General features: G+C 50.4%; 19 protein-coding genes and 2 pseudogenes. 11 read left to right on the forward strand and 10 right to left on the reverse strand.

The features are described 5' to 3' along the window. Positions 1-3: 3 nt before the first annotated feature. Entirely contained in the window at positions 4-1,596 is a 1,593-nt protein-coding gene (gene malX / locus CRI63_RS21320) for a PTS maltose transporter subunit IICB (RefSeq protein WP_130219031.1), read from the reverse strand. Positions 1,597-1,769: 173 nt separating this feature from the next. Between malX and malI the strand changes: the two genes are divergently transcribed. From malI to uidC, 6 genes and pseudogenes are all read left to right on the forward strand, one after another. Then, entirely contained in the window at positions 1,770-2,801 is a 1,032-nt protein-coding gene (gene malI / locus CRI63_RS21325) for a mal regulon transcriptional regulator MalI (protein ID WP_135520704.1), read from the forward strand. A 111-nt stretch (positions 2,802-2,912) separates the two neighbouring features. Further along, on the forward strand, positions 2,913-3,680 hold the full coding sequence (gene hdhA, locus CRI63_RS21330; RefSeq protein ID WP_135520706.1) for a 7-alpha-hydroxysteroid dehydrogenase: 768 nt from the start codon (positions 2,913-2,915) through the stop codon (positions 3,678-3,680). Positions 3,681-3,912: 232 nt separating this feature from the next. Then, positions 3,913-4,500, forward strand: coding sequence for a DNA-binding transcriptional regulator UidR (uidR, locus tag CRI63_RS21335; protein ID WP_130209345.1), 588 nt, complete (start codon positions 3,913-3,915; stop codon positions 4,498-4,500). 385 nt (positions 4,501-4,885) lie between these two features. Continuing rightward, a complete protein-coding gene (uidA, locus tag CRI63_RS21340) occupies positions 4,886-6,697 on the forward strand; it encodes a beta-glucuronidase (protein ID WP_135520708.1) in 1,812 nt (603 codons plus the stop codon). After that, the gene (gene uidB, locus CRI63_RS21345; protein ID WP_135405871.1) at positions 6,694-8,067 is read left to right on the forward strand and encodes a glucuronide transporter; all 1,374 of its coding nucleotides are present in this window, start codon (positions 6,694-6,696) and stop codon (positions 8,065-8,067) included. Before uidA ends, uidB begins: the two co-directional genes overlap by 4 nt. A 38-nt stretch (positions 8,068-8,105) precedes the next feature. Next, positions 8,106-9,373, forward strand: a pseudogene (uidC, locus tag CRI63_RS21350) (glucuronide uptake porin UidC). 45 nt (positions 9,374-9,418) lie between these two features. Here the strand turns inward: uidC and CRI63_RS21355 are convergent. Further along, positions 9,419-10,927 (reverse strand): YdgA family protein, encoded by a 1,509-nt coding sequence (locus CRI63_RS21355; protein ID WP_135520710.1) that lies wholly within the window; start codon positions 10,925-10,927, stop codon positions 9,419-9,421. A gap of 100 nt (positions 10,928-11,027) precedes the next feature. Continuing rightward, a complete protein-coding gene (gene manA / locus CRI63_RS21360; protein WP_135520712.1) occupies positions 11,028-12,203 on the reverse strand; it encodes a mannose-6-phosphate isomerase in 1,176 nt (391 codons plus the stop codon). A gap of 198 nt (positions 12,204-12,401) precedes the next feature. Between manA and fumB the strand changes: the two genes are divergently transcribed. Next, complete coding sequence (gene fumB / locus CRI63_RS21365; protein WP_135520714.1) at positions 12,402-14,048, forward strand: class I fumarate hydratase; 1,647 nt, start codon at positions 12,402-12,404, stop codon at positions 14,046-14,048. Between the two features lie 142 nt (positions 14,049-14,190). Continuing rightward, complete coding sequence (fumC, locus tag CRI63_RS21370) at positions 14,191-15,594, forward strand: class II fumarate hydratase (RefSeq protein ID WP_135405875.1); 1,404 nt, start codon at positions 14,191-14,193, stop codon at positions 15,592-15,594. Here the strand turns inward: fumC and tus are convergent. The 3 genes and pseudogenes from tus to rstA form a co-directional block, all read right to left on the reverse strand. Then, on the reverse strand, positions 15,591-16,520 hold the full coding sequence (tus, locus tag CRI63_RS21375) for a DNA replication terminus site-binding protein (protein WP_130219049.1): 930 nt from the start codon (positions 16,518-16,520) through the stop codon (positions 15,591-15,593). The genes fumC and tus overlap by 4 nt on opposite strands. A gap of 74 nt (positions 16,521-16,594) precedes the next feature. Next, a pseudogene (gene rstB / locus CRI63_RS21380) lies at positions 16,595-17,897 on the reverse strand (two-component system sensor histidine kinase RstB). A 3-nt stretch (positions 17,898-17,900) separates the two neighbouring features. After that, entirely contained in the window at positions 17,901-18,620 is a 720-nt protein-coding gene (rstA, locus tag CRI63_RS21385) for a two-component system response regulator RstA (RefSeq protein ID WP_130209325.1), read from the reverse strand. 128 nt (positions 18,621-18,748) lie between these two features. On the opposite strand from rstA, the gene CRI63_RS21390 reads away from it, so the two are divergent. Continuing rightward, entirely contained in the window at positions 18,749-19,084 is a 336-nt protein-coding gene (locus tag CRI63_RS21390; protein ID WP_130209323.1) for a GlpM family protein, read from the forward strand. On the opposite strand, the gene folM is transcribed toward CRI63_RS21390, so the two are convergent. The 3 genes from folM to ydgH form a co-directional block, all read right to left on the reverse strand. Further along, on the reverse strand, positions 19,081-19,803 hold the full coding sequence (gene folM / locus CRI63_RS21395; RefSeq protein ID WP_135405877.1) for a dihydromonapterin reductase: 723 nt from the start codon (positions 19,801-19,803) through the stop codon (positions 19,081-19,083). The genes CRI63_RS21390 and folM overlap by 4 nt on opposite strands. A gap of 37 nt (positions 19,804-19,840) precedes the next feature. Next, positions 19,841-21,223 carry an amino acid permease gene (locus tag CRI63_RS21400; protein ID WP_135520716.1) on the reverse strand — a complete coding sequence of 461 codons (1,383 nt, stop codon included), beginning with the start codon at positions 21,221-21,223 and terminating at the stop codon, positions 19,841-19,843. Positions 21,224-21,411: 188 nt separating this feature from the next. After that, positions 21,412-22,356, reverse strand: a complete 945-nt coding sequence (gene ydgH, locus CRI63_RS21405) for a DUF1471 family protein YdgH (protein ID WP_135520718.1) — start codon at positions 22,354-22,356, stop codon at positions 21,412-21,414. A 522-nt stretch (positions 22,357-22,878) separates the two neighbouring features. Between ydgH and pntA the strand changes: the two genes are divergently transcribed. Both pntA and pntB read left to right on the forward strand, forming a co-directional pair. Continuing rightward, on the forward strand, positions 22,879-24,411 hold the full coding sequence (gene pntA / locus CRI63_RS21410) for a Re/Si-specific NAD(P)(+) transhydrogenase subunit alpha (protein ID WP_130219055.1): 1,533 nt from the start codon (positions 22,879-22,881) through the stop codon (positions 24,409-24,411). 10 nt (positions 24,412-24,421) lie between these two features. Continuing rightward, positions 24,422-25,810, forward strand: coding sequence for a Re/Si-specific NAD(P)(+) transhydrogenase subunit beta (gene pntB, locus CRI63_RS21415; protein WP_135520720.1), 1,389 nt, complete (start codon positions 24,422-24,424; stop codon positions 25,808-25,810). 24 nt (positions 25,811-25,834) lie between these two features. Here the strand turns inward: pntB and tqsA are convergent, their stop codons facing one another. After that, entirely contained in the window at positions 25,835-26,869 is a 1,035-nt protein-coding gene (tqsA, locus tag CRI63_RS21420) for an AI-2 transporter TqsA (protein WP_135385943.1), read from the reverse strand. Between the last annotated feature and the right edge of the window lie 126 nt (positions 26,870-26,995).

The raw sequence follows: 26,995 nt of genomic DNA on the forward strand, positions 1-26,995 counted from the left end.
TCCTTATGCCTGAACAGTGCGCATCAGACCGGCCATTTCATCTTTGACTGACTGAACTTGCGGCCCGATCACAACCTGCAGGTTATGTTGATTAAGTTGTACTACGCCAATTGCCCGATTGTCCTTCAGTGCCTGCACATTAACAAGGGACATATCTTTCACTGACAAACGCAGACGAGTAATGCAGTTATCGAGGCTGACAATATTGTCGGCACCGCCTAAGGCTTCGAGGATTGCCGGAACGTTGTAACCTGATTTACCCGGCGTACCGGCAACGGCTTTTTCGATTGAGCTGGCAATTTCGCTATCGCGGCCAGGGGTTTTCAAATTGAAGCGGGTAATAGCGAAACGGAAGATGACGTAGTAAACAACAAACCAGATTGCCGCCACCACTGGCACCATGTACCACTTGGTTGACAGGCCATGCAGAATACCGAACACCACAAAGTCGATGATATTGCCGTCGGTATTACCGATGGTGACACCGAGCACAGACATGACGGTGAAGCCGAGGCCGGTTAACAGCGCGTGGATGACGTACAGAACTGGCGCTACGAACAGGAACAGGAATTCCAGCGGTTCGGTAGTGCCGCCAACGACACAGGCGATCAGGCCAGAAATCAGCAGGCCTTTAATTTTATGGCGATTTTCCGGGCGCGCACAGTGATACATCGCTAACGCTGCACCTGGCAGACCACCGAGGAATGCAGGCATTTTGCCCTGCGAGAGGAAGCGCGTGGCGCTTTCAGAGAAACCGTGAGTGGTCGGGCAACTCAATTGCGCCTGGAATATGGTTAGTGCGCCGCTGACGGTTTGACCGCAGACTTCCTGCGTGCCGCCTGCGTCAGTAAAGCGAATTAATGCCACCAGAATGTGATGCAGACCAAACGGCAGCAGCAGACGTTCACCGGTACCAAACAGCATAGGTCCGAAATCACCCGCGCTGTTAATCATATGGCCTAAGCCGCTAATGCCCAGGGCGAAGATCGGCCAGACCAATGGAATCACCAGACCGACAAGGCCCATCACCAGCGAGGAGATGATTGGTACGAAGCGCGTACCGCCGAAGAATGCCAGCGCATCTGGCAGGCGGATATTATGGAAACGTTCATGTAACATCCAGACGATAATACCGGCGATCACTGCACCGAGGATCCCGGTGTCGATCGACTGGATCCCAAGAATGCTCTGGATATTATTGGCTTTCAGCACGGCAGCATCGGTGGTCGGCAGAATGCCTTTATTGGTCAACCAGAAGTTCACCGCCAGGTTCATCACTGCGTAACCAACAAAACCAGCGAACGCCGCGACGCCTTTGTTTTCGCGCGCCAGACCCAGCGGGATGGCGATACAGAACATCACTGGCAGGAAACTAAACGCGAACGAACCAACCTTGCTCATCCAGGTAAAGATGGCCTGCAACACAGGGTTACCCAATGCCGGGATCAGTGTGATGACATCGTGGCTACTAAGGGAACTGCCAATCCCCAACATAATGCCGCAGAACGACAGTAATGCGACAGGTAACATAAAGGTTTTGCCTAACTGCTGGAAGAATTCCCACAGCGTGACTTTCGGTGCTGCTTTCGCCGTCATAAAACGACTCCTCGTAGAGAACAATCTGGATTCAATAAATTGCGCGAGAAGATAAAAACGTTTTTATCAAATTTTAGTGAGGCATAAATCACATTACGCAACGATAATAGCGGGTATAAGATAAATAAAAGGTAAAACGTTTTTATCTGTCACATAATCAGGGAGTAGGTCATCTGCATGGCTACCGCCAAAAAATCACCATTCATGATGTTGCGCTCGCTGCGGGCGTGTCGGTCAGTACCGTTTCGCTGGTGCTTAGTGGCAAAGGGCGAATCTCTACCGCCACAGGAGAACGTGTTAACGCCGCCATTGAAGAACTGGGGTTTGTGCGCAATCGCCAGGCGTCGGCACTACGCGGCGGGCAGAGTGGTGTGGTTGGCTTAATTGTGCGTGACTTGTCGGCGCCGTTTTACGCTGAATTAACAGCCGGGCTGACGGAGGCACTGGAAGCGCAGGGGCGAATGGTTTTTTTGCTCCACGGCGGTAAAGACGGCGAGCAACTGACTCAGCGCTTTTCACTGCTACTGAACCAGGGCGTCGATGGTGTCGTCATTGCCGGTGCGGCAGGGAGCAGTGATGACCTGCGGCGCATGGCAGAAGAAAAAGGTATCCCGGTGATTTTCGCTTCCCGCGCCAGCTATCTTGATGATGTTGATACTGTTCGCCCGGATAACATGCAGGCAGCGCAGTTATTGACAGAGCATCTCATTCGCAATGGACACCAGCGTATTGCCTGGCTGGGAGGGCAAAGCTCCTCTTTAACCCGTGCGGAACGAGTGGGTGGCTATTGCGCGACACTATTAAAATTCAGCCTGCCATTTCACAGTGATTGGGTACTGGAGTGTGCCTCGAGTCAGAAGCAAGCTGCGGAAGCCATTACGGCGCTTTTGCGCCATAACCCGACCATCAGCGCCGTGGTTTGTTACAACGAAACTATTGCGATGGGGGCATGGTTTGGTTTGCTGAAAGCAGGGCGGCAAAGTGGCGAAAGTGGCGTCGATCGTTACTTTGAACAACAGGTTTCACTGGCGGCATTTACCGATGCGACGCCAACTGCACTTGATGATATACCCGTTACCTGGGCCAGCACGCCTGCGCGGGAACTTGGTACGACACTTGCGGATCGCATGATGCAAAAAATTACTCATGAAGAGACGCATTCACGTAATCTTATTATTCCTGCCCGGCTCATTGCGGCGAAATAATCCTCTCTTTATCTGCTATACCTGGTAGTGTCCTTTCCTCAAAGTTAATGATAAAAAATGTGGCACACAGGCGGTGCCTTTTATTTTTACTGAAGTTCACAGGAGGTTTATGTGTTTAATTCTGACAACCTGAGACTCGACGGAAAATGCGCCATCATCACAGGTGCGGGTGCAGGTATTGGTAAAGAAATCGCCATTACATTCGCGACAGCTGGCGCATCTGTGGTGGTCAGTGATATTAACGCCGATGCAGCTAATCATGTTGTAGATGAAATTCAACAACTGGGTGGGCAGGCATTTGCCTGGCGCTGTGATATTACTTCCGAACAGGAGTTATCTGCTCTGGCAGGCTTTGCCATCAGTAAGCTGGGCAAAGTTGATATTCTGGCTAACAATGCTGGTGGTGGTGGTCCTAAACCGTTTGATATGCCAATGGCGGATTTCCGCCGCGCTTATGAACTGAATGTGTTTTCTTTTTTCCGTCTGTCACAACTCATTGCGCCTGAAATGGAAAAAAATGGCGGAGGCGTTATTTTGACCATCACATCTATGGCGGCAGAAAATAAAAATAAAAACATGACCTCCTATGCGTCATCTAAAGCGGCGGCCAGCCATCTGGTCAGGAATATGGCGTTTGACCTGGGTGAAAAAAATATTCGGGTGAATGGCATAGCGCCTGGGGCAATATTAACTGATGCCCTGAAATCCGTTATTACACCAGAAATTGAACAGAAAATGTTGCAGCACACGCCAATCAGGCGTCTGGGCCAACCGCAAGATATTGCCAACGCGGCGCTATTCCTCTGTTCACCAGCTGCCAGCTGGATAAGCGGGCAAATACTCACCGTCTCCGGCGGTGGTGTACAGGAACTGAATTAATACGCTAACAGGTCGGTAAACAACCGAGTGAGTGTTGTTTACCGACACCGCGTGTAGAGTAGGGAAAACCTCCGCCAGATAACTGGTAGCCAAATTCCGCCTGCTGGTTGACCAATTGTCGTGCAAATAGTAAACGAAACGGGTGTACCTTCGCACAATTCAACTGCAATGATAGGCGCTCACCGGACAACGCGGTAAACTAGTTATTCATGCTAACTATATTGGTTTAACGATGGATAACATGCAAACTGAAGCACAACCGACACGGACCCGGATCCTCAATGCTGCCAGAGAGATTTTTTCAGAAAATGGATTTCACAGTGCCTCAATGAAAGCCATCTGTAAATCCTGCGCTATCAGTCCCGGGACGCTTTATCACCACTTTATTTCGAAAGAAGCCTTGATTCAGGCGATTATTCTCCAGGACCAGGAGAGGGCGTTGGCCCGCTTCCGGGAACCGATTGAAGGGATCCATTTCGTTGACTATATGGTCGAGTCGATAGTCTCTCTCACCCATGAAGCCTTTGGACAACGAGCGCTGGTGGTCGAAATTATGGCAGAAGGGATGCGCAATCCACAGGTTGCCACCATGCTTAAGAATAAACATCTGACCATCACGGAATGTATTGCCCAGCGCATGAGGGATGCCCAGCAAAAAGGCGAGATAAGCCCTGACATTAACACGGCAATGACCTCTCGTTTACTGCTGGATCTGACCTATGGCGTGCTGGCCGATATCGAAGCGGAAGACCTGGCGCGAGAAGCGTTATTTGCCCAGGGGCTGCGCGCGATGATTGGCGGTATCTTGACCGCATCCTGATCCTCACTTTCCGCGGGCCGGTGAAGAGAGTGCCCGCGTTCAATGTCTCAACACGGCTGAACAAAAAACGTTCTCCCCTGGTCGAAAAATCCCACTAAAACATTCGCCGAAACCATATGTCATGGGAATTTATCGCTTTATAAGTAGTCGAACGAGCGTTCGGTTGCTTATTTTGTGTCTTCTGTCAACGCTGTTTTAAAGATTAATGCGATCCATATCACGCTGTGGGTATTGCAGTTTTTGGTTTTTTGATCGCGGTGTCAGTTCTTTTTTATTTCCATTTCTCTTCCATGGGTTTCTCACAGATAACTGTGTGCAACACAGAATTGGTTAACTAATCAGATTAAAGGTTGACCAGTATTTTTATCTTAATGAGGAGTCCCTTATGTTACGTCCTGTAGAAACCCCAACTCGTGAAATCAAAAAACTCGACGGCCTGTGGGCATTCAGCCTGGATCGGGAAAACTGTGGAATCTCTCAGCGTTGGTGGGAAAGCGCATTACAAGAAAGCCGGGCAATTGCTGTGCCTGGCAGTTTTAACGATCAGTTCGCCGATGCAGATATTCGTAATTATGTGGGCAACGTCTGGTATCAGCGCGAAGTCTTTATACCGAAAGGTTGGACGGGGCAGCGTATCGTCCTGCGTTTCGATGCGGTCACTCATTACGGCAAAGTGTGGGTAAATAATCAGGAAGTGATGGAGCATCAGGGCGGCTATACGCCGTTTGAAGCCGATGTCACGCCATATGTTATTGCCGGGAAAAGTGTACGTATTACCGTTTGTGTGAACAACGAACTGAACTGGCAGACTATCCCGCCGGGAATGGTGATTACCGACGAAAACGGCAAGAAAAAGCAGTCTTACTTCCATGATTTCTTTAACTACGCCGGGATCCATCGCAGCGTAATGCTCTACACCACACCGAACACCTGGGTGGGCGATATCACCGTGGTGACGCATGTCGCGCAAGACTGTAACCACGCGTCTATTGACTGGCAGGTGGTGGCAAATGGTGATGTCAGCGTTGAACTGCGTGATGCGGATCAACAGGTTGTTGCGACTGGACAAGGCAACAGCGGGACTTTGCAAGTGGTGAATCCGCACCTCTGGCAACCGGGTGAAGGTTATCTCTATGAACTGTGCGTCACAGCCAAAAGCCAGACAGAGTGTGATATCTACCCGCTGCGCGTCGGTATCCGGTCAGTGGCAGTGAAGGGCGAACAGTTCCTGATCAACCACAAACCGTTCTACTTCACTGGTTTTGGTCGTCATGAAGATGCGGATTTACGCGGTAAAGGGTTCGATAACGTGCTGATGGTGCACGATCACGCATTGATGGACTGGATTGGTGCCAACTCTTACCGTACCTCGCATTACCCTTACGCTGAAGAGATGCTCGACTGGGCTGATGAAAATGGCATTGTGGTGATTGATGAAACTGCTGCCGTCGGCTTTAACCTCTCTTTAGGCATTGGATTTGAAGCGGGTAACAAGCCAAAAGAACTCTACAGCGAAGAGGCAGTCAACGGGGAGACTCAGCAGGCGCACTTACAGGCGATTAACGAACTGATTGCGCGTGACAAAAACCACCCCAGCGTGGTGATGTGGAGCATTGCCAACGAACCGGATACTCGCCCGCAAGGTGCACGGGAATATTTCGCACCACTGGCGGAGGCAACGCGTAAACTGGACCCGACGCGACCGATCACCTGCGTCAATGTAATGTTCTGCGACGCTCACACCGATACCATCAGCGATCTCTTTGATGTGCTGTGCCTGAATCGTTATTACGGTTGGTATGTCCAAAGCGGCGATTTGGAAACGGCAGAGAAGGTACTGGAAAAAGAACTGCTTGCCTGGCAGGAGAAACTGCATCAGCCGATTATCATCACCGAATACGGCGTGGATACGTTAGCGGGTCTGCACTCGATGTACACCGACATGTGGAGTGAAGAGTATCAGTGCGCATGGCTGGATATGTATCACCGCGTCTTTGATCGCGTCAGCGCCGTCGTCGGTGAACAGGTATGGAACTTCGCTGATTTTGCGACCTCGCAGGGCATTATGCGCGTTGGCGGCAACAAGAAAGGGATCTTCACCCGCGACCGCAAACCGAAATCGGCGGCTTTCCTGCTGCAAAAACGCTGGACTGGCATGAATTTCGGTGAAAAACCGCAGCAGGGAGGCAAACAATGAATCAACAACTCTCCTGGCGCACCATCGTCGGCTACAGCCTCGGTGACGTCGCCAATAACTTCGCCTTCGCAATGGGGGCGCTCTTCTTGTTGAGTTACTACACCGACGTCGCAGGCGTCGGTGCCGCTGCGGCGGGCACTATGCTGTTACTGGTGCGGGTATTTGATGCCTTCGCCGACGTCCTCGCCGGACGAGTGGTGGACAGTGTGAATACCCGCTGGGGAAAATTCCGCCCGTTTTTACTCTTCGGTACTGCGCCGTTAATGATCTTCAGCGTGCTGGTATTCTGGGTGCCGACCGACTGGAGCCATAGCAGCAAAGTGGTGTATGCATATTTGACCTACATGGGCCTCGGGCTTTGCTACAGCCTGGTGAATATTCCTTATGGTTCACTTGCTACCGCGATGACCCAACAACCACAATCCCGCGCCCGTCTGGGCGCGGCTCGCGGGATTGCTGCTTCATTGACCTTTGTCTGCCTGGCATTTCTGATAGGACCGAGCATTAAGAACTCCAGCCCGGAGGAGATGGTGTCGGTATACCATTTCTGGACGATTGTGCTGGCGATTGCCGGAATGCTGCTTTACTTCATCTGCTTCAAATCGACGCGTGAAAATGTGGTGCGTATTGTGGCGCAGCCTTCGTTGAAGATCAGTCTGCAAACGCTGAAACGTAATCGCCCGCTGTTTATGTTGTGCATTGGGGCGCTGTGTGTGCTGATCTCGACCTTCGCGGTCAGTGCCTCATCGTTATTTTACGTACGCTACGTTTTGAATGATGCAGGATTGTTCACGGTGTTAGTGCTGGTACAGAACCTGGTCGGTACAGTGGCGTCGGCACCGCTGGTGCCGGGGATGGTCGCCAGGATCGGTAAAAAGAATACCTTCCTGATTGGCGCGCTGCTGGGGACTTGTGGTTACCTGCTGTTCTTCTGGGTATCCGTCTGGTCGCTGCCGGTGGCACTGGTTGCGTTAGCCATTGCCTCAATTGGTCAGGGCGTTACCATGACGGTGATGTGGGCGCTGGAAGCCGATACCGTAGAATATGGTGAATACCTGACTGGTGTGCGGATTGAAGGACTTACCTATTCGCTATTCTCATTTACGCGCAAATGCGGCCAGGCAATAGGAGGATCAATTCCCGCCTTTATTTTGGGATTAAGCGGATATATTGCCAATCAGGTGCAAACACCGGAAGTTATTATGGGGATCCGCACATCAATTGCCTTAGTACCCTGCGGGTTTATGCTACTGGCATTTATAATAATCTGGTTTTATCCGCTCACGGATAAAAAATTCAAAGAAATCGTAGTTGAAATTGATAATCGCAAACAAATGCAGCAGCAATTAATCAGCGATATCACTAATTAATATCCCATAAAAATAATCAGAACATCAAAGGTGCAACTATGAGAAAAATAGTGGCCATGGCCGTTATTTGCCTGACGGCTGCCTCTGGCCTTACCACCGCTTACGCTGCACAACTGGCTGACGATGAAGCGGGACTACGCATCAGACTGAAAAATGAATTACGCAGGGCTGACAAACCTAGTGCTGGCGCGGGAAGAGACATTTACGCGTGGGTACAGGGAGGATTACTTGATTTTAATAGTGGCTATTATTCTAATATTATTGGTGTCGAAGGCGCGGCATATTATGTTTATAAATTAGGTGCTCGTGCTGATATGAGTACCCGCTGGTATCTTGATGGTGATAAAAGTTTTGGCTTTGCCCTGGGGGCAGTAAAAATAAAACCCAAGTGAAAATAGCCTGCTTAAATTAGGTCGCTTCGGAACAGATTATAGTTATGGCAGCTTACCTTATCGTATTCCGTTAATTGCTGGCAGTTCGCAACGGACATTGCCGACTGTTTCCGAAGGAGCATTAGGTTACTGGGCTTTAACGCCAAATATTGAATTGTGGGGAATGTGGCGTTCACGAGTATTTTTATGGACCGATTCAACAACCGGTATTCGTGATGAAGGGGTTTATAACAGCCAGACGGGAAAATACGATAAACATCGCTCACGTTCTTTTTTTAGCCGCCAGTTGGCATGATGATACCAGTCGCTATTCTCTGGGAGCATCGGTACAGAAAGATGTTTCCAACCAGATACAAAGTATTCTCGAGAAAAGCATACCGCTCGACCCGAATTATACGTTGAAAGGGGAGTTGCTCGGCTTTTATGCGCAACTCGAAGGCCTAAGTCGTAATACCAGCCAGCCCAATGAAACGGCGTTGGTTAGTGGACAATTGACCTGGAGCGCGCCGTGGGGAAGCGTATTTGGCAGTGGTGGTTATTTGCGCCATGCGATGAATGGAGCCGTAGTGGACACCGACATTGGCTATCCCTTTTCATTAAGTCTTGATCGTAACCGCGAAGGAATGCAGTCCTGGCAATTGGGCGTCAACTATCGTTTAACCCCGCAATTTACGCTGACATTTGCACCGATTGTGACCCGCGGCTATGAATCCAGTAAACGAGACGTGCGGATTGAAGGCGCGGGTATCTTAGGTGGCGTGAACTATCGGGTTAGCGAAGGGCCGCTACAAGGGATGAATTTCTTTCTTGCTGCCGATAAAGGGCGGGAAAAGCGCGATGGCAGTGCGCTGGGCGATCGCCTGAATTACTGGGATGTGAAAATGAGTATCCAGTATGACTTTATGCTGAAGTGAGAAAAAAACGCCGGAGTGAAAATTCTCCGGCGTTTTGGCCGTGAATTACTGCTGCGGAATTGCCGGTACAGCCGGAACGTTAAGAGCAGGCATCGCAAACATGCCAACAAAATCTTCTAACGACATTTTCTGTCCGTTTAACGTGATCTGACCGTTAGCATATTGCAGGCTGGTGGTGATGGTATTGTCCTGCAAGGTGGTCAGACGGAACATCTGCCCCATTGCTGACGCACCTTCAACTTGCTGTTTCGCCAGTTTTTTCGCTTGATCTTCCTGATATCCTTCCAGCTTCGCTACCTGAGTCATCAGCTCAGTTGCCATATCCACCGGAATGGTCAGTTTCGCATCCAGAGATTTGACCGAGCGGTCCACTTCCTGTGCCAGCGTTTGCGGCGCTTCTTTAGTCGTTGCCGGATCTTTCAGGAACAGCGACAGATTCAGCGCACTTTCACCCTGACTGTTTTTCCAGCTTAGTGGCGCGATAGTAATCACTGGATCGCCTTTCAACATCAGCGGCAGGGCGCTAAAGAAGACTTCCGTCACTTTCTCCTGATAAAGTTCGGGATTGTTGGCGATTTCTGGCTGTGCCAGCAGCGCCTGAGTTTGCGCGTTATACTGCTGGCTAAACTGATGCCAGGCTTCACCGTCGATCTGGCCGACTTTTAAGGTCAGCTTGCCACTGCCCAGATCCTGATTCTGAACCTTCAGGCTATTTAGCGAGTAATCCAGTTGGCTATTGATCGTTTTACCGTCATTGACCAGATCCGATTTACCGCTGATCTCCATGCCTTCCAGCAGTGCCAGTTCTTTGCCTTCCACTGAAATGGTCATTTTTTCCAGCGACATTTTTTGGTTTCCTACGCGCTCACCAAAACTTGCCAGCGTGCTGGAACCGTCAGTTTTCAGATTATTAAAGGTCAACTGTACTTTCTGGTTATACTCATTAACCGCATCCACCCGACCGCTTTGTGCTTCCCCGGACAGGGAGATGGCTTTGCCGTCTCTGTCAGCATTTAACTGGAACTCGCCGCCGCTAAAGGCGACCTTTTCATCCTTTTGCTCGTAATTCAGTGGCTTGAGTGAAATATCGGAACTGGAATCACCGCTGTAACCAATGCGGGAGTTAATCTCAAAAGGCGTTTCACCTTTTGCCATATCAAACAGTGGTTTGCTTACTTCGTTATTGACCAGCGTGGTTTGAATTGATGCCATCGACGGGATCAGGTTCAGTTTTTTAAGCTGGGCAAGGGGGAAGGGACCATGATCAACCGATTCGTTGAAGATGACGCTCTGACCGCTTTTAATCCACGGATTTTCTTTCCCGGCAATGGGTTTCACCACCAGTTGCAACTGGCTGCTGAATACGCCGCGATGATAGTTTTGATAACTTACTTCCAGGTTGGATTCAGGAGCTGTCAGTTTGAGTTGCGCGTTTGCCTGCGCGACCATGTCTTCGAGATGGGTTTCAATCTTCTTGCCTGTGTACCATGCGCCGCCTGTCCAGACTACGCCGAGCGCAACAATGACGCCTACCGCTACCAGCGATTTATTCATAATGATTATCCATAAAATAAAATCAGGCGGACTGGCCGCCTGAAGGTGTTATAAGCCTTTAATAAGCTTAGCAAGAGATGTTAATTTTTTCAGTAAGCTCTTACAGCTTGTTGTAAACACGGGCTAAACGGCCGTGGCCTATGACCGTCACCGGTGACTCGTTGGCGGCAATAAACGCTGATTCACCCGGTTTAAGCTGTAACTGCTGAGAACCTTTACACAGCGTTGCATCGCCCTCGACGCAGAACAAAATGGCGGCACTCTGCTGGCTGATGGTGGTTTCTTGATCGCTAAGGTCATGCAGCGAGAAGGCAAAATCATCCACCGGAATCGGGAAGTCCAGCTCTGAGCCTTGTTTCACCGGCTGGGTCAACAACTGGTTGGCCGGTTTGGCTGCAAACTTCACGTTGGCAACCAGCTCTGGAATATCAATGTATTTAGGCGTCAGACCCGCACGCAGCACGTTATCGGAGTTCGCCATCACTTCCAGAGCCACGCCTTGCAGGTAAGCGTGCGGTGTTTCAGCGAACAGGAACATCGCTTCGCCAGGATTCAATTTCACGACATTCAGCAACAGCGGGGAGAACAGACCGCTGTCATCCGGGTAAAATTCAGAAATTAAACGAATCGTTTGCCACGGTTCGCCCTGCTGACTGTCGAGCGCCGATTTCAAAATCGCCAGCGCGCGGGATTTCTCTTCACCCTGCATATTTAACAGGCTGGCAAACAGTTCGCTTAAACGTTCGGCATTGGGCTGCTGCAAAAAGTGAGCAATGGCCGGATGTGCGCCCGCGACGGGCTGAAGCAGGGAGACAATGTCGGAAAACTCACGAAACGCGTTCATCGCGAGGAAAGGGGTCAGGGCGAAAACCAGCTCAGGCTTGTGATTAGGATCTTTATAGTTACGCTCGGCGGCATTCATCGGAATACCGGCGGCATTTTCTTTGGCAAAACCGATTTCAGAATTGCGTTTGTTTGGATGCACCTGAATGGAGAGCGGCTGGGCTGCGCATAATACTTTGAACAGGAAAGGCAACTCGCCAAAGCGTTTGGCAACGGCATCTCCCAAAAGAGTCGCTTTATCACTCTCAATCACATCACGCAGTGAAACGATATCTCCTGCGGCATCGTGCACACGTGAACTGCTCTTTGGATGCGCGCCCATCCACAACTCGGCCATCGGCTGGCTGGACGGATTTTCCATGCCATAAAGTTCAGTCAACGCCGTTTTGCTGCCCCAGGCATAGTTTTGCACTGAGTTAATGAGTTTTTGCATGATCAATCCCTGTTTAAATGTGGAAATTAATCCCGCTATTAAAGCAAGAATCCTACGGGAAGTAACCTGGAGCCGCAAAAAGTCGTACTAGTCTCAGTTTTTGTTAAAAAAGTGTGTAGGATAATGTAACTCGCTTTTAACAGGGCAATGGAACACCCGCCCAAAGCATAACCAAACCAGGCAGTAAGTGAGAGAACAATGTCAAACAAACCCTTTCATTATCAGGCTCCTTTCCCACTCAAAAAAGATGATACCGAGTACTACCTGCTGACCAGCGAATATGTCAGCGTATCTGAATTTGAAGGGCAGGAGATTTTGAAAGTTGCACCAGAAGCGTTAACTCTTCTGGCGCGTCAGGCGTTTCATGATGCGTCATTCATGCTGCGTCCGGCCCATCAACAGCAGGTAGCCGATATTTTGCGTGACCCGGAAGCCAGCGAAAACGACAAGTATGTGGCACTGCAATTCCTGCGAAACTCCGATATCGCCGCAAAAGGCGTTCTGCCAACCTGCCAGGACACCGGCACCGCGATTATCGTTGGTAAAAAAGGACAGCGTGTATGGACCGGTGGTGGCGACGAAGCGGCGCTGGCGCGCGGTGTCTATAACACTTATATCGAAGATAATCTGCGCTACTCGCAAAACGCGCCGCTGGATATGTATAAAGAGGTGAATACCGGCACCAACTTGCCAGCGCAGATCGATCTTTATGCCGTTGATGGCGACGAGTACAAATTCCTCTGTATCGCCAAAGGTGGCGGTTCGGCAAACAAGACGTATCTCTATCAGGAAACCAAAGCGTTACTGACGCCGGGGAAACTGAAAAATTACCTGGTTGAGAAAATGCGCACACTGGGTACGGCGGCGTGTCCTCCTTATCATATTGCGTTCGTTATTGGCGGAACTTCTGCGGAAACTAACCTTAAAACGGTGAAACTGGCTTCCGCTAAATACTATGACGAACTGCCAACGGAAGGGAACGAGCACGGTCAGGCGTTCCGCGATGTGGAACTGGAAAACGAATTGCTGATTGAAGCGCAAAATCTCGGTCTGGGCGCGCAGTTTGGCGGGAAATATTTCGCCCATGACATTCGCGTGATTCGCCTGCCACGCCACGGCGCATCCTGCCCGATTGGTATGGGCGTCTCTTGTTCTGCTGACCGTAATATCAAAGCGAAGATTAACTGTCAGGGGATCTGGATCGAAAAACTGGAACATAATCCTGGCAAATACATCCCTGAAGAACTGCGTAAAGCGGGAGAAGGCGAAGCGGTACGCGTTGACCTTAACCGTCCAATGAAAGAGATCCTCGCACAGTTGTCGCAGTATCCCGTTTCTACACGCTTATCGCTTAACGGCACGATTATCGTCGGTCGTGATATCGCTCATGCCAAACTGAAAGAGCGGATGGATAACGGCGAAGGGCTGCCGCAGTACATTAAAGATCATCCAATTTACTACGCGGGTCCGGCCAAAACGCCGGAAGGTTATGCCTCCGGTTCTCTTGGCCCAACGACTGCCGGACGTATGGATTCTTACGTCGATCAACTGCAAGCGCAGGGCGGCAGCATGATCATGCTGGCGAAAGGTAACCGCAGCCAGCAGGTGACGGATGCCTGTAAAAAACATGGCGGTTTCTATCTCGGCAGTATCGGCGGCCCTGCGGCAGTGCTGGCGCAGGGGAGTATTAAGAGTCTGGAATGTGTTGAATATCCGGAACTGGGAATGGAAGCCATCTGGAAAATCGAAGTGGAAGATTTCCCTGCGTTTATCCTGGTGGATGATAAAGGAAATGACTTCTTCCAGCAGATACAACTCACGCAGTGTAGCCGCTGCGTGAAATAAGCAGAGCCGCCCTTCGGGGCGGCTTTTTTACATGGCACGAAATACCAAACATTTGTTATCAAATAGTAAATAATGAGTGAGCTAAAAGTTGCTTAACGAAAGCAAAACAGAAAGAAAAAATTAATCAGGTGAGGAGCAGGCCATGAAAACAGTACGCAGCGAAAAAGATTCGATGGGTGCGATCGATGTCCCGGCAGATAAGCTGTGGGGCGCACAAACTCAACGCTCGCTGGAGCATTTCCGCATTTCAACGGAGAAAATGCCCACCTCACTGATTCATGCGCTGGCGCTAACCAAGCGCGCAGCGGCAAAAGTTAATGAAGATTTAGGCTTGCTGTCTGAAGAGAAAGCGAGTGCCATTCGGCAGGCGGCGGATGAAGTACTGGCGGGGCTGCATGACGACGAATTCCCGCTGGCAATCTGGCAGACCGGTTCCGGCACGCAAAGCAATATGAATATGAACGAAGTGCTGGCCAATCGGGCGAGTGAACTGCTCGGCGGCGTGCGCGGGATGGAGCGTAAAGTTCACCCTAACGACGATGTGAACAAAAGCCAGAGTTCCAATGATGTCTTTCCGACGGCGATGCACGTTGCGGCGCTGCTGGCGCTGCGCAAGCAACTCATTCCGCAGCTTAAAACCCTGACACAGACGCTGAGTGAAAAATCGCGTGCATTTGCCGATATCGTCAAAATCGGTCGAACCCACTTGCAGGACGCCACGCCGCTGACCTTAGGGCAGGAGATTTCCGGCTGGGTAGCGATGCTGGAGCATAACCTCAAACATATCGAATACAGCCTGCCTCACGTAGCGGAACTGGCGCTGGGGGGGACCGCAGTAGGGACGGGGCTGAACACCCATCCGGAGTATGCCCGTCGCGTGGCGGACGAGCTTTCGGTCATTACCTGTGCGCCGTTTGTTACCGCACCGAACAAATTTGAAGCACTGGCGACCTGTGATGCGCTGGTTCAGGCGCACGGTGCGTTAAAAGGATTGGCGGCGTCACTGATGAAAATTGCCAATGACGTCCGCTGGCTGGCCTCTGGCCCGCGTTGCGGCATTGGCGAAATCTCAATCCCGGAAAACGAGCCGGGCAGCTCAATCATGCCGGGAAAAGTGAACCCAACGCAGTGTGAAGCATTAACCATGCTTTGCTGCCAGGTGATGGGGAATGACGTGGCAATCAACATCGGCGGCGCTTCTGGTAACTTCGAACTGAACGTCTTCCGTCCGATGGTGATCCACAATTTCCTGCAATCGGTGCGCTTGCTGGCAGATGGTATGGAAAGTTTTAACAAACACTGCGCGGTGGGAATAGAGCCAAATCGCGAGCGTATCAACCAATTACTCAATGAATCGCTGATGCTGGTGACCGCGCTAAACACCCATATTGGCTATGACAAAGCTGCGGAGATCGCCAAAAAAGCGCATAAAGAAGGGCTGACCTTAAAAGCTGCCGCCCTTGCGCTGGGCTATCTTAGCGAAGCTGAGTTTGATAGCTGGGTACGACCAGAACAGATGGTCGGCAGTATGAAAGCAGGGCGTTAATCTGCAACATACAGGTGCAGCCGGGGAATGATCAAACGAAGCGGCTGCGCCTGGGGTTTAAAACGATGCTGAACATTGTCGGCATCGTAATTTAACAGCTCACCAACGTCTGGCATGCCTGCGCCATTATCCCGATTAATCAGCGCGATAAGCGGTGTCGGGCAGGCGTGCTGAACTTGTTTTTGATCCCCCTTGTACCAGACACGGGCAATTGGCTGAACCTTCACCGGACGTTTGATTTTTAACTTCGCGTCCTGTGGCAGGGCGGCAATATCCTGATACTCGCGTTCCAGTTTTCCCTGCCACTCCTCGCGCGTCCACGGTGCAACGCTACGTGGCGATTTCAGGCTCTTTTCCAACTGCGCCAGCACCTCATCACGATGCAAATTTTTAATGATATGTTTATTCGCCCAGCCAAAACGTAAAGTGGCGGGGTCGTGCAGAACGGTGAGCGTGCGATAAGCATTAAGGGTAATCAGCCCCGGCAAATGACGATGTACCCATTCAAAACGCGCTGCCGTAGGCAGTTCTGACTCAACCGTGACGATATGTTCGAAAGTGGTTTTAAGTTGATTGATGCGCTGTATATGACTTGCCAGCGCCGTTTGTGAAAGGTTATCGACCTGATAGCACAACACGCCAGGCAGACGAACAGCTGCCTTGCTGCTGCGATTTTCGGACTGTTGTTGAATAAACAAATGGCGGAAATGACGCAGTGCCAGCGCCTGCGCTTCTTTCCCGAGATGTTGCTTAACCTCAATGCGATTAAGCGGATTATGCTCATCCTCCTTTTTGACCTCCGGTAACGAGAACACGCGGGCAACCAGCAACTTGTGCTGTTCAAGTTCAGCGGCAAACGCTGCCAGTTCTTGTTCCATCTGGCGAAAAGTCGTATTGAGTCGGTCAACAAGATCGTAACGGGCCATAAAATTACCACTTTAGTTACAACATACTTTATTTATAGCACATTGACGACAACTTAACCACCGTGCGTTTGGTGTCAGGCAGAAGTGAATTGCGGGATGTTGTGCCACAGTGGCCAGCTGAACGAGAAGCGGGCGCCCCCCAGTTCGCTAGTGTCACAATTGACCGTGCCGCCCATTGCCAGAGCGATGGAGTGGACAATCGCCAGCCCCAGCCCACAGCCACCAGTTGCACGGTCCCGGCTGGGATCGAGGCGAACAAAGGGTTCAAAGATATGCTCGCGATTTTCTGCCGCAATTCCCGGACCATCATCTTCAACAATCAATGTTGCTCTGTTTCCTGCCAGTAGCAGGCTGGTTTCAACGGTTGAATGGCAGTAGCGCAGGGCGTTGTTGAGTAAGTTATCCAGCACGCGCTCCATTAAGCGCATATCCAGTGCCGCGTAATTACCTGGCGTGATCGTCTTTATCCGTACCGTTTTGTCGGGGGTCACGGCCTGAATATCTTGCAGATGTGTTGACAGCCACAACGGCAGGTCTGGTTCGCTAAGATGCAGTTCATTTTGTGGGCGATCGAGCCGGGCATAAGTCAGCAGTTCTTCAATTAAGGCTTCCAGTTGACTGATATCGCGATTCAAGGCCTGGGACTCTATGGCGTTCAGGTTGTCGCTCATCTCCAGCCGATAGCGCAGGCGCACTAATGGCGTTCGCAGTTCATGGGCAATGCCATCGATAAGCTGCTTTTTACTGGCAATCAACGCGTTGATATTGTCCGCCATCTGGTTAAACGCCACGCCAAGTCGTTCAAAGCTTGAACCATCATCAAAGTGAATACGTTCATTGAGATGCCCATCGCCGAATCGTTGCGCCGCCGCTTCCAGTTTTAACATGTCTTTCCAGTGCGGACGCATCCAGATAAACACCGGAAAGGCGAGGGAGATGGCAATAAAGGCGATCAGCACGATATCCAGCAAACGCATTTGATGGAGGAAATAAAGATAAGGAACGGGACCCACGGCAAGCACGTAGTGGCTGCGCGGGATACGCTGTAAAAAAAGTGTACTGATCATCCAGAGCAACAATCTCTCCGCCACGCAATCGGTGCATGGCGTTATTATCGAGATGATATTTACTCAACGGCTCGACGCGCAGATCGAAAGAGAGATTTAAATCCATCTCTTTCAACGTTTTTCCCCAGTCGTGTGGAGGGATCTCGCGTAATTCGCTACGCATCAGATACAGCGAACTGTTCATCAAATCATCCAGCGACTGTTTGCCTGCACGTTCGGCGGTAAATTTGTACACCAGTCCAACCAGTAGAGACATCACCAGAAAGCAGACAAACAGCAAAAGATAAAACTGGATAAACAGTTTTTTCATCGTTTATTCCCACGCATGAGGCGCAAAAAGATAGCCTTTGTTACGCACGGTTTTAATGCGGTAGGGTTCGGCAGCGTTATCGAGCAGTTTTTTTCGTAACCGCGAAATAGCTACATCCACGCTACGATCCAGCCCGTCATAACTGACGCCGCGTAAATTCTTCAGCAGCGCATCCCGGTCCATAATTTGTCCGGCATGGGTGGCTAATTCCCATAGCAATTCAAAATCAGCCGTCGAGAGTGAAATCTCATGGTTAGCAAGTGTCACTACGCGGTTGATGGGGTCGATAGTTAACGTACCGAAATGCAATGGTTTGTAAGGTGTCAGAGACGTTTCCTGAATACCTTTGGTCAGCGTCGCTTGTTCGTTCTGACGCAAATGTAAACGTAAACGTGCCAACAGAACAGCCGGGGGCGTTGTTTTGAGAATATAGTCGCAGGCGCCCATTTCCAGCGCCAGAATGTGGTTCATATCGCTATCGAGAGAGGTCAGCAGAACAATCGGCCCGGACCACTTTGCGCGTAAATCGCGGCAGATGGACATTCCGTCTTTGCCAGGCAGCATGATATCGAGCAGCACCAGATCCGGATTTTCCCGCAGAATTGTCTCTTCGGCATGGTCGCCGCGCGGTTCCACGGTAACCTGCATATCATGCTTTGCCAGGTACGCGGCAATCAGTGAACCAACTTCTGTGTCATCTTCCACAAATACGATAGTGTTCATATTATTCACGGCAGATATAAAAACGTCACAATACACCGCGCTGATTTTACTTACTATCAATCGTTTCTAAACAAGGTTGCATCGGGTATTCTACAGATGACTTGTTATGGAAGTGTTAAGGTAAAACAATGGGGCTGGTAATCAAAGCCGCGCTTGGTGCGCTGGTGGTGGTGTTGATTGGTGTATTAGCAAAAACGAAAAATTACTATATCGCCGGGCTGATCCCGCTTTTCCCGACTTTTGCGCTCATCGCGCATTATATTGTTGTCAGTGAACGCGGCATTGAAGCTTTGCGCGCCACAATCGTTTTCAGTATGTGGTCGATTATTCCCTATTTTGTTTATCTGGCGTCGTTGTGGTATTTCACCGGAATCATGCGCTTGCCCGCTGCTTTTGTGGGTTCTGTTGCGTGCTGGGGGCTAAGCGCATGGGTGCTAATTATTTGCTGGATGAAACTGCATTAACGCAAATGACGACCGCCATCAAGCGGGAAACTACGCCCGGTTACAAAGCAACTGGTGAGTAAGTAATCGACAAGGTCGATAACTTCTTTCTCTCCAGGCGCGGTTTTCATCAGTGATTTATTCAGCGCCTGTTGGCGATACTCGGCATCATCATGCTCGTTAAACAGGATCAGCGATGGTGCAATAGAATTCACTTTCACTTCCGGTGCCAGTTTGCGGGCAAACGAACGGGTCATATTATCCAGTGCCGCTTTGCTTGCAGCATAGGCAATATGTTTGTCGCTTCCGCGCTCCACCACATAATCGGTGAAGTGAATGATATCGCTGGCAGCGTGTCCGTGACCGCGCAGTAATCTTTCCAGCGCATGGTTGAGCAGGTAAGGGGTATTAACATGGATCTGCATCATGCAGGCCAGAACATCAGTCAGTGGCGTACCTGGTTTTTCTGCCATCCACGCACTGGCGTTATGCAAAATGGCCCGCAGGCCGTGGGTGGTTTTTAACACTTCATCGGCAAACGCCATCACGCCGTCGTTCGTTGAAAAATCAGCCTGAATACACTGCGCACCCGCATTAATCAGTCCATCAATGGCAGGATAGTGCGTTCGATAGCTGACAATCACCGGTTGCTTTTGATGAATGAAATGCCAGGCGAGAGCGAGGCCGATACGACGGCCTCCACCAGTGATTAATATTGGCAAGGGCTGGGTTTTCCCCATCGTTAATCTCCTTTGCAAGCATACGATGGGACGAACGTTATCCCACCAGCATCCAGGTGGCCGGAACTGCGGCAATTAACAGCATGCCAATCAGCACCATTTCCTGACGATTCAGTACATTATCATGTGTATGCGTTTTACGCGCGTACAGGAAAACCAGCAGCCCTGGCGCATACAGAACGACGGACAACAACAGGTGCATTGGGCCTGAAGCGTATAATAACCATAAGCCATAAATGCAGGCGCCGACACCTACCGCTTTATGCAGCGGACGAGTAGCGATTTTCAACAAGAACGCGCCAACCAGGAAATAGGGCACCAGAATCATTTCTGAGGCGATGGTCAGCAACGTGTTGTAATCGGAACCCGTCAGCCAAATCAGCACCAGACAAATTTGCACGCAGATGTTGGTCAGCCACAGCGAGGCAGACGGCGCTGCTTGTGCATTCTGGCGCGCAAAAATACGCGGGAATGCCTTATGCGTCGCTGCCAGGAAGGGGACTTCTGCCGCCATAATGGTCCAGCTTAAATACGCGCCACAAACAGAAACGATCAATCCGGCAGCGATGATAATCTCGCCCCACGGCCCCATCATTTTCACCATCAGACCTGCCATAGACGGGTTACGAATCTCAGCCAGTTCAGGACGAGCAACCACCCCCAGCGAAAGCAGCGTGACTAATAAATAAACGCCCAGTGCAGAAAGCACCGCCAGAAGCGTTGCTTTGCCAACATCATGTTTATTCCGCGCCCGTGAAGAAACAACCACCGCACCTTCCACACCAATGAATACCCACAGTGTGATTAGCATGGTGTTTTTCACCTGTTCCCATACCGGCACGCCAAGCGCAAGGCCTGTAAAGTCGAGCTTGAAGGTGTTCAGTTTGAACATCATCATCGCCAGCACAATAAACAAACCAAGCGGCAATAATTTTGCCAGTGTCGCCACCAGGTTAATGCTGGCGGCGGTTTGTACGCCGCGCAGAATCAAAAAGTGAACAATCCACAACAATGCCGATGCACCGACGATCGATTGCCAGGTGTTACCATCGCCAAACAGGCGTAGTTCCGGCGTATCGGTGAAGAAACTTAATGCGGAAAAGACGATAACCAAATAAGAGACGTTGGCGATAACCGCACATAGCCAGTATCCCCATGCGGAGCAGAAGCCGATTAACTCGCCAAACCCTTCCCGTGCATAGGTAAAAATACCGCCGTCAAGGTCGGGACGAATGCGTGTCAGGATCAGCATGGCAAAGGCCAGCAATAAGATGCCAGCGCCAGTAATACCCCAGCCGATGAGCAGTGCTGCCGGGCTGGCAACCGCCGCCATATTTTGCGGCAGACTGAAAACACCCGCGCCCAGCATTGAGCTTAATACCAGCGCGGTGAGTGCGCTCAGTCCCAGTTTCTTTTCCATCGATATCCAGTATTTAAAACGTGTTCAGAAGAATAAATATTAGGGCAAAACGCATAAAAATGGTGAATGCCACTAAAGCGCGGGATTTTACGAAGAGAAGTGGCGGCATGCAATGGTTGCGGGAAAATTTGTAGCTAAAAATCTGAAAGGCGGCATAAAGCCGCCTTAATGTGATACTGAATAGTTATTTATTTATACAGGTCTGCACTGATGGTCAGGTTGTTACCACGTTCCTGCCACTGGCGGGTAATGTGGTAATACTTAGCACCTTTCTTCGCGGCACGTTTAGCAACCTGGTAGGAGACTTCGGTCATGTTGCCGTAGTTACCCGAGAACTTAATGCTATCGAACGGAACCATCATTGCTGCGGTCGCTTTGTTTAATTCTTCTACTTTGGTGCCGTCAGGAAGCGTGACAGTGTAACGTCCGCCTTTTGAGGACTGAGTTTCAAAGAAACGACCAACTTCAGCACTTGGTGATGCAGTGGTGGCAACGCCCGGGATTTCAACTTTCTTCGCGGCTTCGCCACCTGCGGCCAGTGCCGCGCGACCAGCATCAGAATCCGCAGGGATCACATCCGGGCTCTGTACGATGCGTTTTTTAGCATCTTGTTTGTAGATGAACGCAGTAATACGCTGGTTGCCGCCCTGGTTGGCATCTATCTGGCGAACGATGTAGTAAGAGTAGGCACCTTTCGCTTTTGCTGCTTTGGTGATGGCATCGTTCACTTCCGGTTGGCTGCGGAAGAAGCCCTGGACGGTAACGGTGTCATACGGTTCGATCAAAACAGCCTGGTCTTTAGGCAGTTCAATAACGCCATTAAAAACGCGATTCTTATCAGCTTCTGCTTTTGCAGCATCGGCTTTATAAAGATCGGCAACTACACGCCAGTTACCGCTGTTACCGAAATCTGAAGTGTCGACAACATAAAAAGAGGCGGCGCCTTCTTTATCAGCGCGACGGGAAACGGCTTTAACCGCTTCGCCAATGGCATTAAAACGACCGGTAACCACTACACGGTCAAAAGGTTTAACCGCTGCCGCTTGCTCCGGTGTCAGTTCTGTTGCTGCGTTAACGGAAAATGCCGTAGCAGAAAGCAGTGCCGACGCCAGGAGGGTGTTCTTAAGCTTCATAAAAATAATCCTTCGCCTTGCGCAAACCAGGTACTGGTATTGTTATTAACGAGAAACGTGGCTGATTATTGCATTTAAAGTGTGTAACTGTCTGCGTGATTTTTTCATATCAGACTTCTTGATTTGATTTTAAATCTGCTCGAATGAGCGTCCGTGCTTAAAAAATAGCCACAATAACAGAAGAATGACTGAACTGGCTGAATTGTATAAGTTAATTTAATGTTAACCGGTGGCTGGCGTCGGTGATATCTCATGTTTTACCTGATTATCAAAGACAATTATCGCCCATTATCCTGTGTTCTATGGTGTTTATCCCGCTATCAAGGCTGAATCGTTAATATTTTGCGAGTTCACGCCGAAATACTGATTTTTGACGCTAGATCACAGGCATTATTTTCAGTACGTTATAGGCGTTTGTTACTAATTTATTTTAACGGAGTAACATTTAGCTCGTACATGAGCGGCTTGTGTATCAAAAACACAGGCAAACCATCATCAATAAAACCGATGGAAGGGAATATCATGCGAATTGGCATACCAAGAGAACGGTTAACCAATGAAACCCGTGTTGCAGCAACGCCAAAAACAGTGGAGCAGTTGCTGAAACTAGGTTTTACCGTCGCGGTAGAGAGCGGCGCAGGTCAACTGGCTAGTTTTGACGATAAAGCGTTTGTGCAAGCGGGCGCCGAAATTGTAGAAGGGAATAACGTCTGGCAGTCAGAGATCATTCTGAAGGTCAATGCGCCGTTAGATGATGAAATTGCGTTACTCAATCCGGGAACCACGCTGGTGAGCTTCATCTGGCCCGCGCAGAATCCGGAGTTAATGCAAAAACTCGCGGAGCGTAACGTGACGGTGATGGCGATGGACTCTGTACCACGCATTTCTCGCGCGCAATCGCTTGATGCGTTAAGTTCGATGGCGAATATCGCCGGCTATCGCGCCATTGTTGAAGCGGCTCATGAGTTTGGGCGTTTCTTTACCGGGCAAATCACTGCAGCAGGTAAAGTTCCTCCGGCAAAAGTGATGGTGATTGGTGCGGGTGTTGCAGGTCTGGCCGCCATTGGCGCAGCAAACAGCCTCGGCGCAATTGTGCGTGCATTCGATACTCGCCCGGAAGTGAAAGAACAAGTTCAAAGTATGGGCGCGGAGTTCCTCGAGTTGGATTTTAAAGAGGAAGCCGGTAGCGGTGATGGTTACGCCAAAGTGATGTCGGAAGCGTTCATCAAAGCAGAAATGGAACTCTTTGCCGCCCAGGCAAAAGAGGTCGATATCATTGTGACCACCGCGCTTATTCCAGGCAAACCAGCACCGAAACTGATTACCCGTGAAATGGTTGATTCTATGAAGTCGGGTAGTGTGATTGTCGACCTGGCAGCCCAAAACGGTGGTAACTGTGAATACACCGTGCCGGGTGAAATCTTCACCACGGAGAATGGCGTCAAAGTGATTGGCTACACCGATCTTCCTGGTCGCCTGCCGACGCAATCCTCACAGCTTTACGGCACCAACCTTGTCAATCTGCTGAAACTGTTGTGCAAAGAGAAAGACGGCAATATCACGGTTGATTTTGATGATGTGGTGATTCGCGGCGTGACCGTGATCCGTTCTGGCGAAATTACCTGGCCGGCGCCGCCGATTCAGGTTTCAGTCCAACCGCAGGCAGCACAGAAAGCGGCACCTGATGTTAAAACCGAAGAAAAATGTGCCTGCTCACCGTGGCGTAAATACGCGCTGATGGCGCTGGCAATCATCCTTTTCGGCTGGTTGGCAAGCGTAGCACCGAAAGAATTCCTCGGGCACTTTACCGTTTTCGCGCTGGCCTGCGTCGTAGGTTATTACGTGGTGTGGAATGTCTCCCACGCGTTGCATACGCCGCTGATGTCGGTTACTAACGCGATTTCAGGAATTATTGTTGTCGGAGCTCTATTGCAGATTGGCCAGGGCGGCTGGGTTAGCTTCCTTAGTTTTATCGCGGTGCTTATCGCCAGCATTAATATTTTCGGTGGCTTTACCGTGACTCAGCGCATGCTGAAAATGTTTCGCAAAAACTAAGGGGTAACATATGTCTGGAGGATTAGTTACAGCTGCATACATTGTTGCCGCGATCCTGTTTATCTTCAGTCTGGCCGGGCTTTCTAAACATGAAACGTCTCGCCGTGGTAACAACCTCGGTATTGCCGGGATGGCGATTGCGTTAATTGCAACTATCTTCGGGCCGGATACTGGCAATGTTGGCTGGATCCTGGTTGCGATGGTCATTGGTGGCGCGATTGGTATCCGTCTGGCGAAGAAAGTCGAAATGACCGAAATGCCGGAACTGGTGGCGATCCTGCATAGCTTCGTGGGGCTGGCGGCGGTGCTGGTTGGCTTTAACAGCTATCTGCATCATGACGCGGGAATGGCACCGATTCTGGCCAATATTCACCTGACGGAAGTGTTCCTTGGCATCTTTATTGGTGCGGTAACCTTTACCGGTTCGGTTGTGGCGTTCGGTAAGCTGTGCGGAAAGATTTCGTCTAAACCGTTGATGCTGCCAAACCGCCATAAAATGAACCTGGCTGCATTGGTCGTTTCCTTCCTGCTGTTGATGGTGTTTGTTCGTACCGATAGTGTTGGCTTGCAGGTGCTGGCATTACTGATAATGACCGCTATTGCGCTGGTATTCGGTTGGCATTTGGTGGCTTCCATCGGTGGTGCAGATATGCCAGTGGTGGTGTCGATGCTGAACTCCTATTCCGGTTGGGCGGCGGCAGCGGCGGGCTTTATGCTCAGTAATGACCTGCTGATTGTGACCGGTGCGCTGGTCGGTTCTTCTGGTGCCATCCTTTCTTACATTATGTGTAAGGCGATGAACCGTTCCTTTATCAGCGTCATTGCGGGCGGTTTCGGCACTGATGGTTCCTCTACCGGCGATGATCAGGAAGTGGGCGAGCACCGCGAAATCACCGCAGAAGAGACGGCGGAGCTGCTGAAAAACTCGCATTCAGTAATCATTACTCCAGGGTACGGCATGGCGGTAGCGCAGGCACAGTATCCGGTCGCAGAAATCACCGAGAAACTGCGTGCGCGCGGTATCAACGTGCGCTTCGGGATTCACCCGGTTGCGGGCCGTTTGCCTGGGCATATGAACGTGTTGCTGGCGGAAGCGAAAGTACCGTATGACATCGTGCTGGAAATGGACGAAATCAACGATGACTTCGCTGATACCGATACCGTACTGGTGATTGGTGCCAACGATACGGTTAACCCGGCGGCACAGGACGATCCGAAGAGCCCGATTGCTGGCATGCCTGTTTTGGAAGTGTGGAAAGCGCAGAACGTGATTGTCTTTAAACGCTCGATGAACACCGGCTATGCTGGCGTGCAAAACCCGCTGTTCTTCAAGGAGAACACCCACATGCTGTTTGGTGACGCCAAAGCCAGCGTGGATGCAATCCTGAAATCACTGTAACCCTGACGGCCTCTACGGAGGCCGTCACTCTTTATTGAGATCGCTTAACAGAACGGCGATGCTTTGGCCTCCCGCCGTTTGCTCAAGTGCAATTTTGACAATAATCGTCAACGGCACAGAAAGCAGCATTCCCACGGGGCCTAACAACCATCCCCAAAAAATTAATGACAAAAAAACCACCAGTGTGGAAAGTCCTAACCCGCGCCCCATAATGCGTGGCTCCAGAATATTGCCGAAGACCAAATTAATCAGCAGATATCCAGCCAGTACAAGTAACGCCTCGTAGAAACCATTAAACACCAGTACCTGAGCGATAGGGGGAATCGCTGCCAGCACTGAGCCAATATTGGGTATGTAATTAAGCGCAAAGGCCAGCAATCCCCAGACAAAAGCAAAGCGAACATCCAGTGCAGCGAGCATCGCCCAGGCGACCAGTCCGGTGATGATGCTGATAGCCGTTTTTAGTACCAGGTAATGCGACACACTGTCAATCGCGCGCTGAATTGCCGCCATCCCTTCAACCGGGCGCGCCATCATTTGCTGGAGTTTACCGGGCAGTTGCGGCACTTCGAGCAGCATAAACAACACCGTCAGCAACAATAAAAATATTGACGACATGGCATTAGATAACTGAGTCAGTAAGTTGGTGAGCAACGTCATTGCCGAGTTCGGATCAATGTAATGAGCCAGTTGGTCAACTGAGACATCAATACCCACGCGCTGTAATAAAGGTTCCAGAGCTTGCAGGGGTTTTATGATTGAGCTGCGATACTGTGGCAAAGTGCGGGTCAGTTCATTGAGTGTTGAACCGAGATAGGCCAGCATTAACACCATCGCCATCACGATAATGGTCATCAAAATTGACACCGCCAACACGCGCGGCACTCGCCAGCGAACCATGCGTTGTACCAGCGGGTTAAGAATTACCGCGATAAATAGAGAGAGGATAAAGGGGACGATGATATCGGCGGCAAACCGGATACCGCACAGAATAATGACCAGCATTCCCAGCATAATGACGATTTTTAAGCCATTGAGCGTGATGATCGGCTTTGCCATGTTTATCCTCGTTTTTTCTTCCTTCGCTAATAATATTTTCTTTTTTGCTGCGGCATTATAACGAAAATCAAACCACTCAGGTAAAGAAGTGAAAATGTTTTGAGTTAATTCTTAAGCTATGATACA

Origin of the sequence: Escherichia sp. E2661 (genome assembly GCF_004745185.1) — a bacterium.
Lineage (GTDB): Bacteria > Pseudomonadota > Gammaproteobacteria > Enterobacterales > Enterobacteriaceae > Escherichia.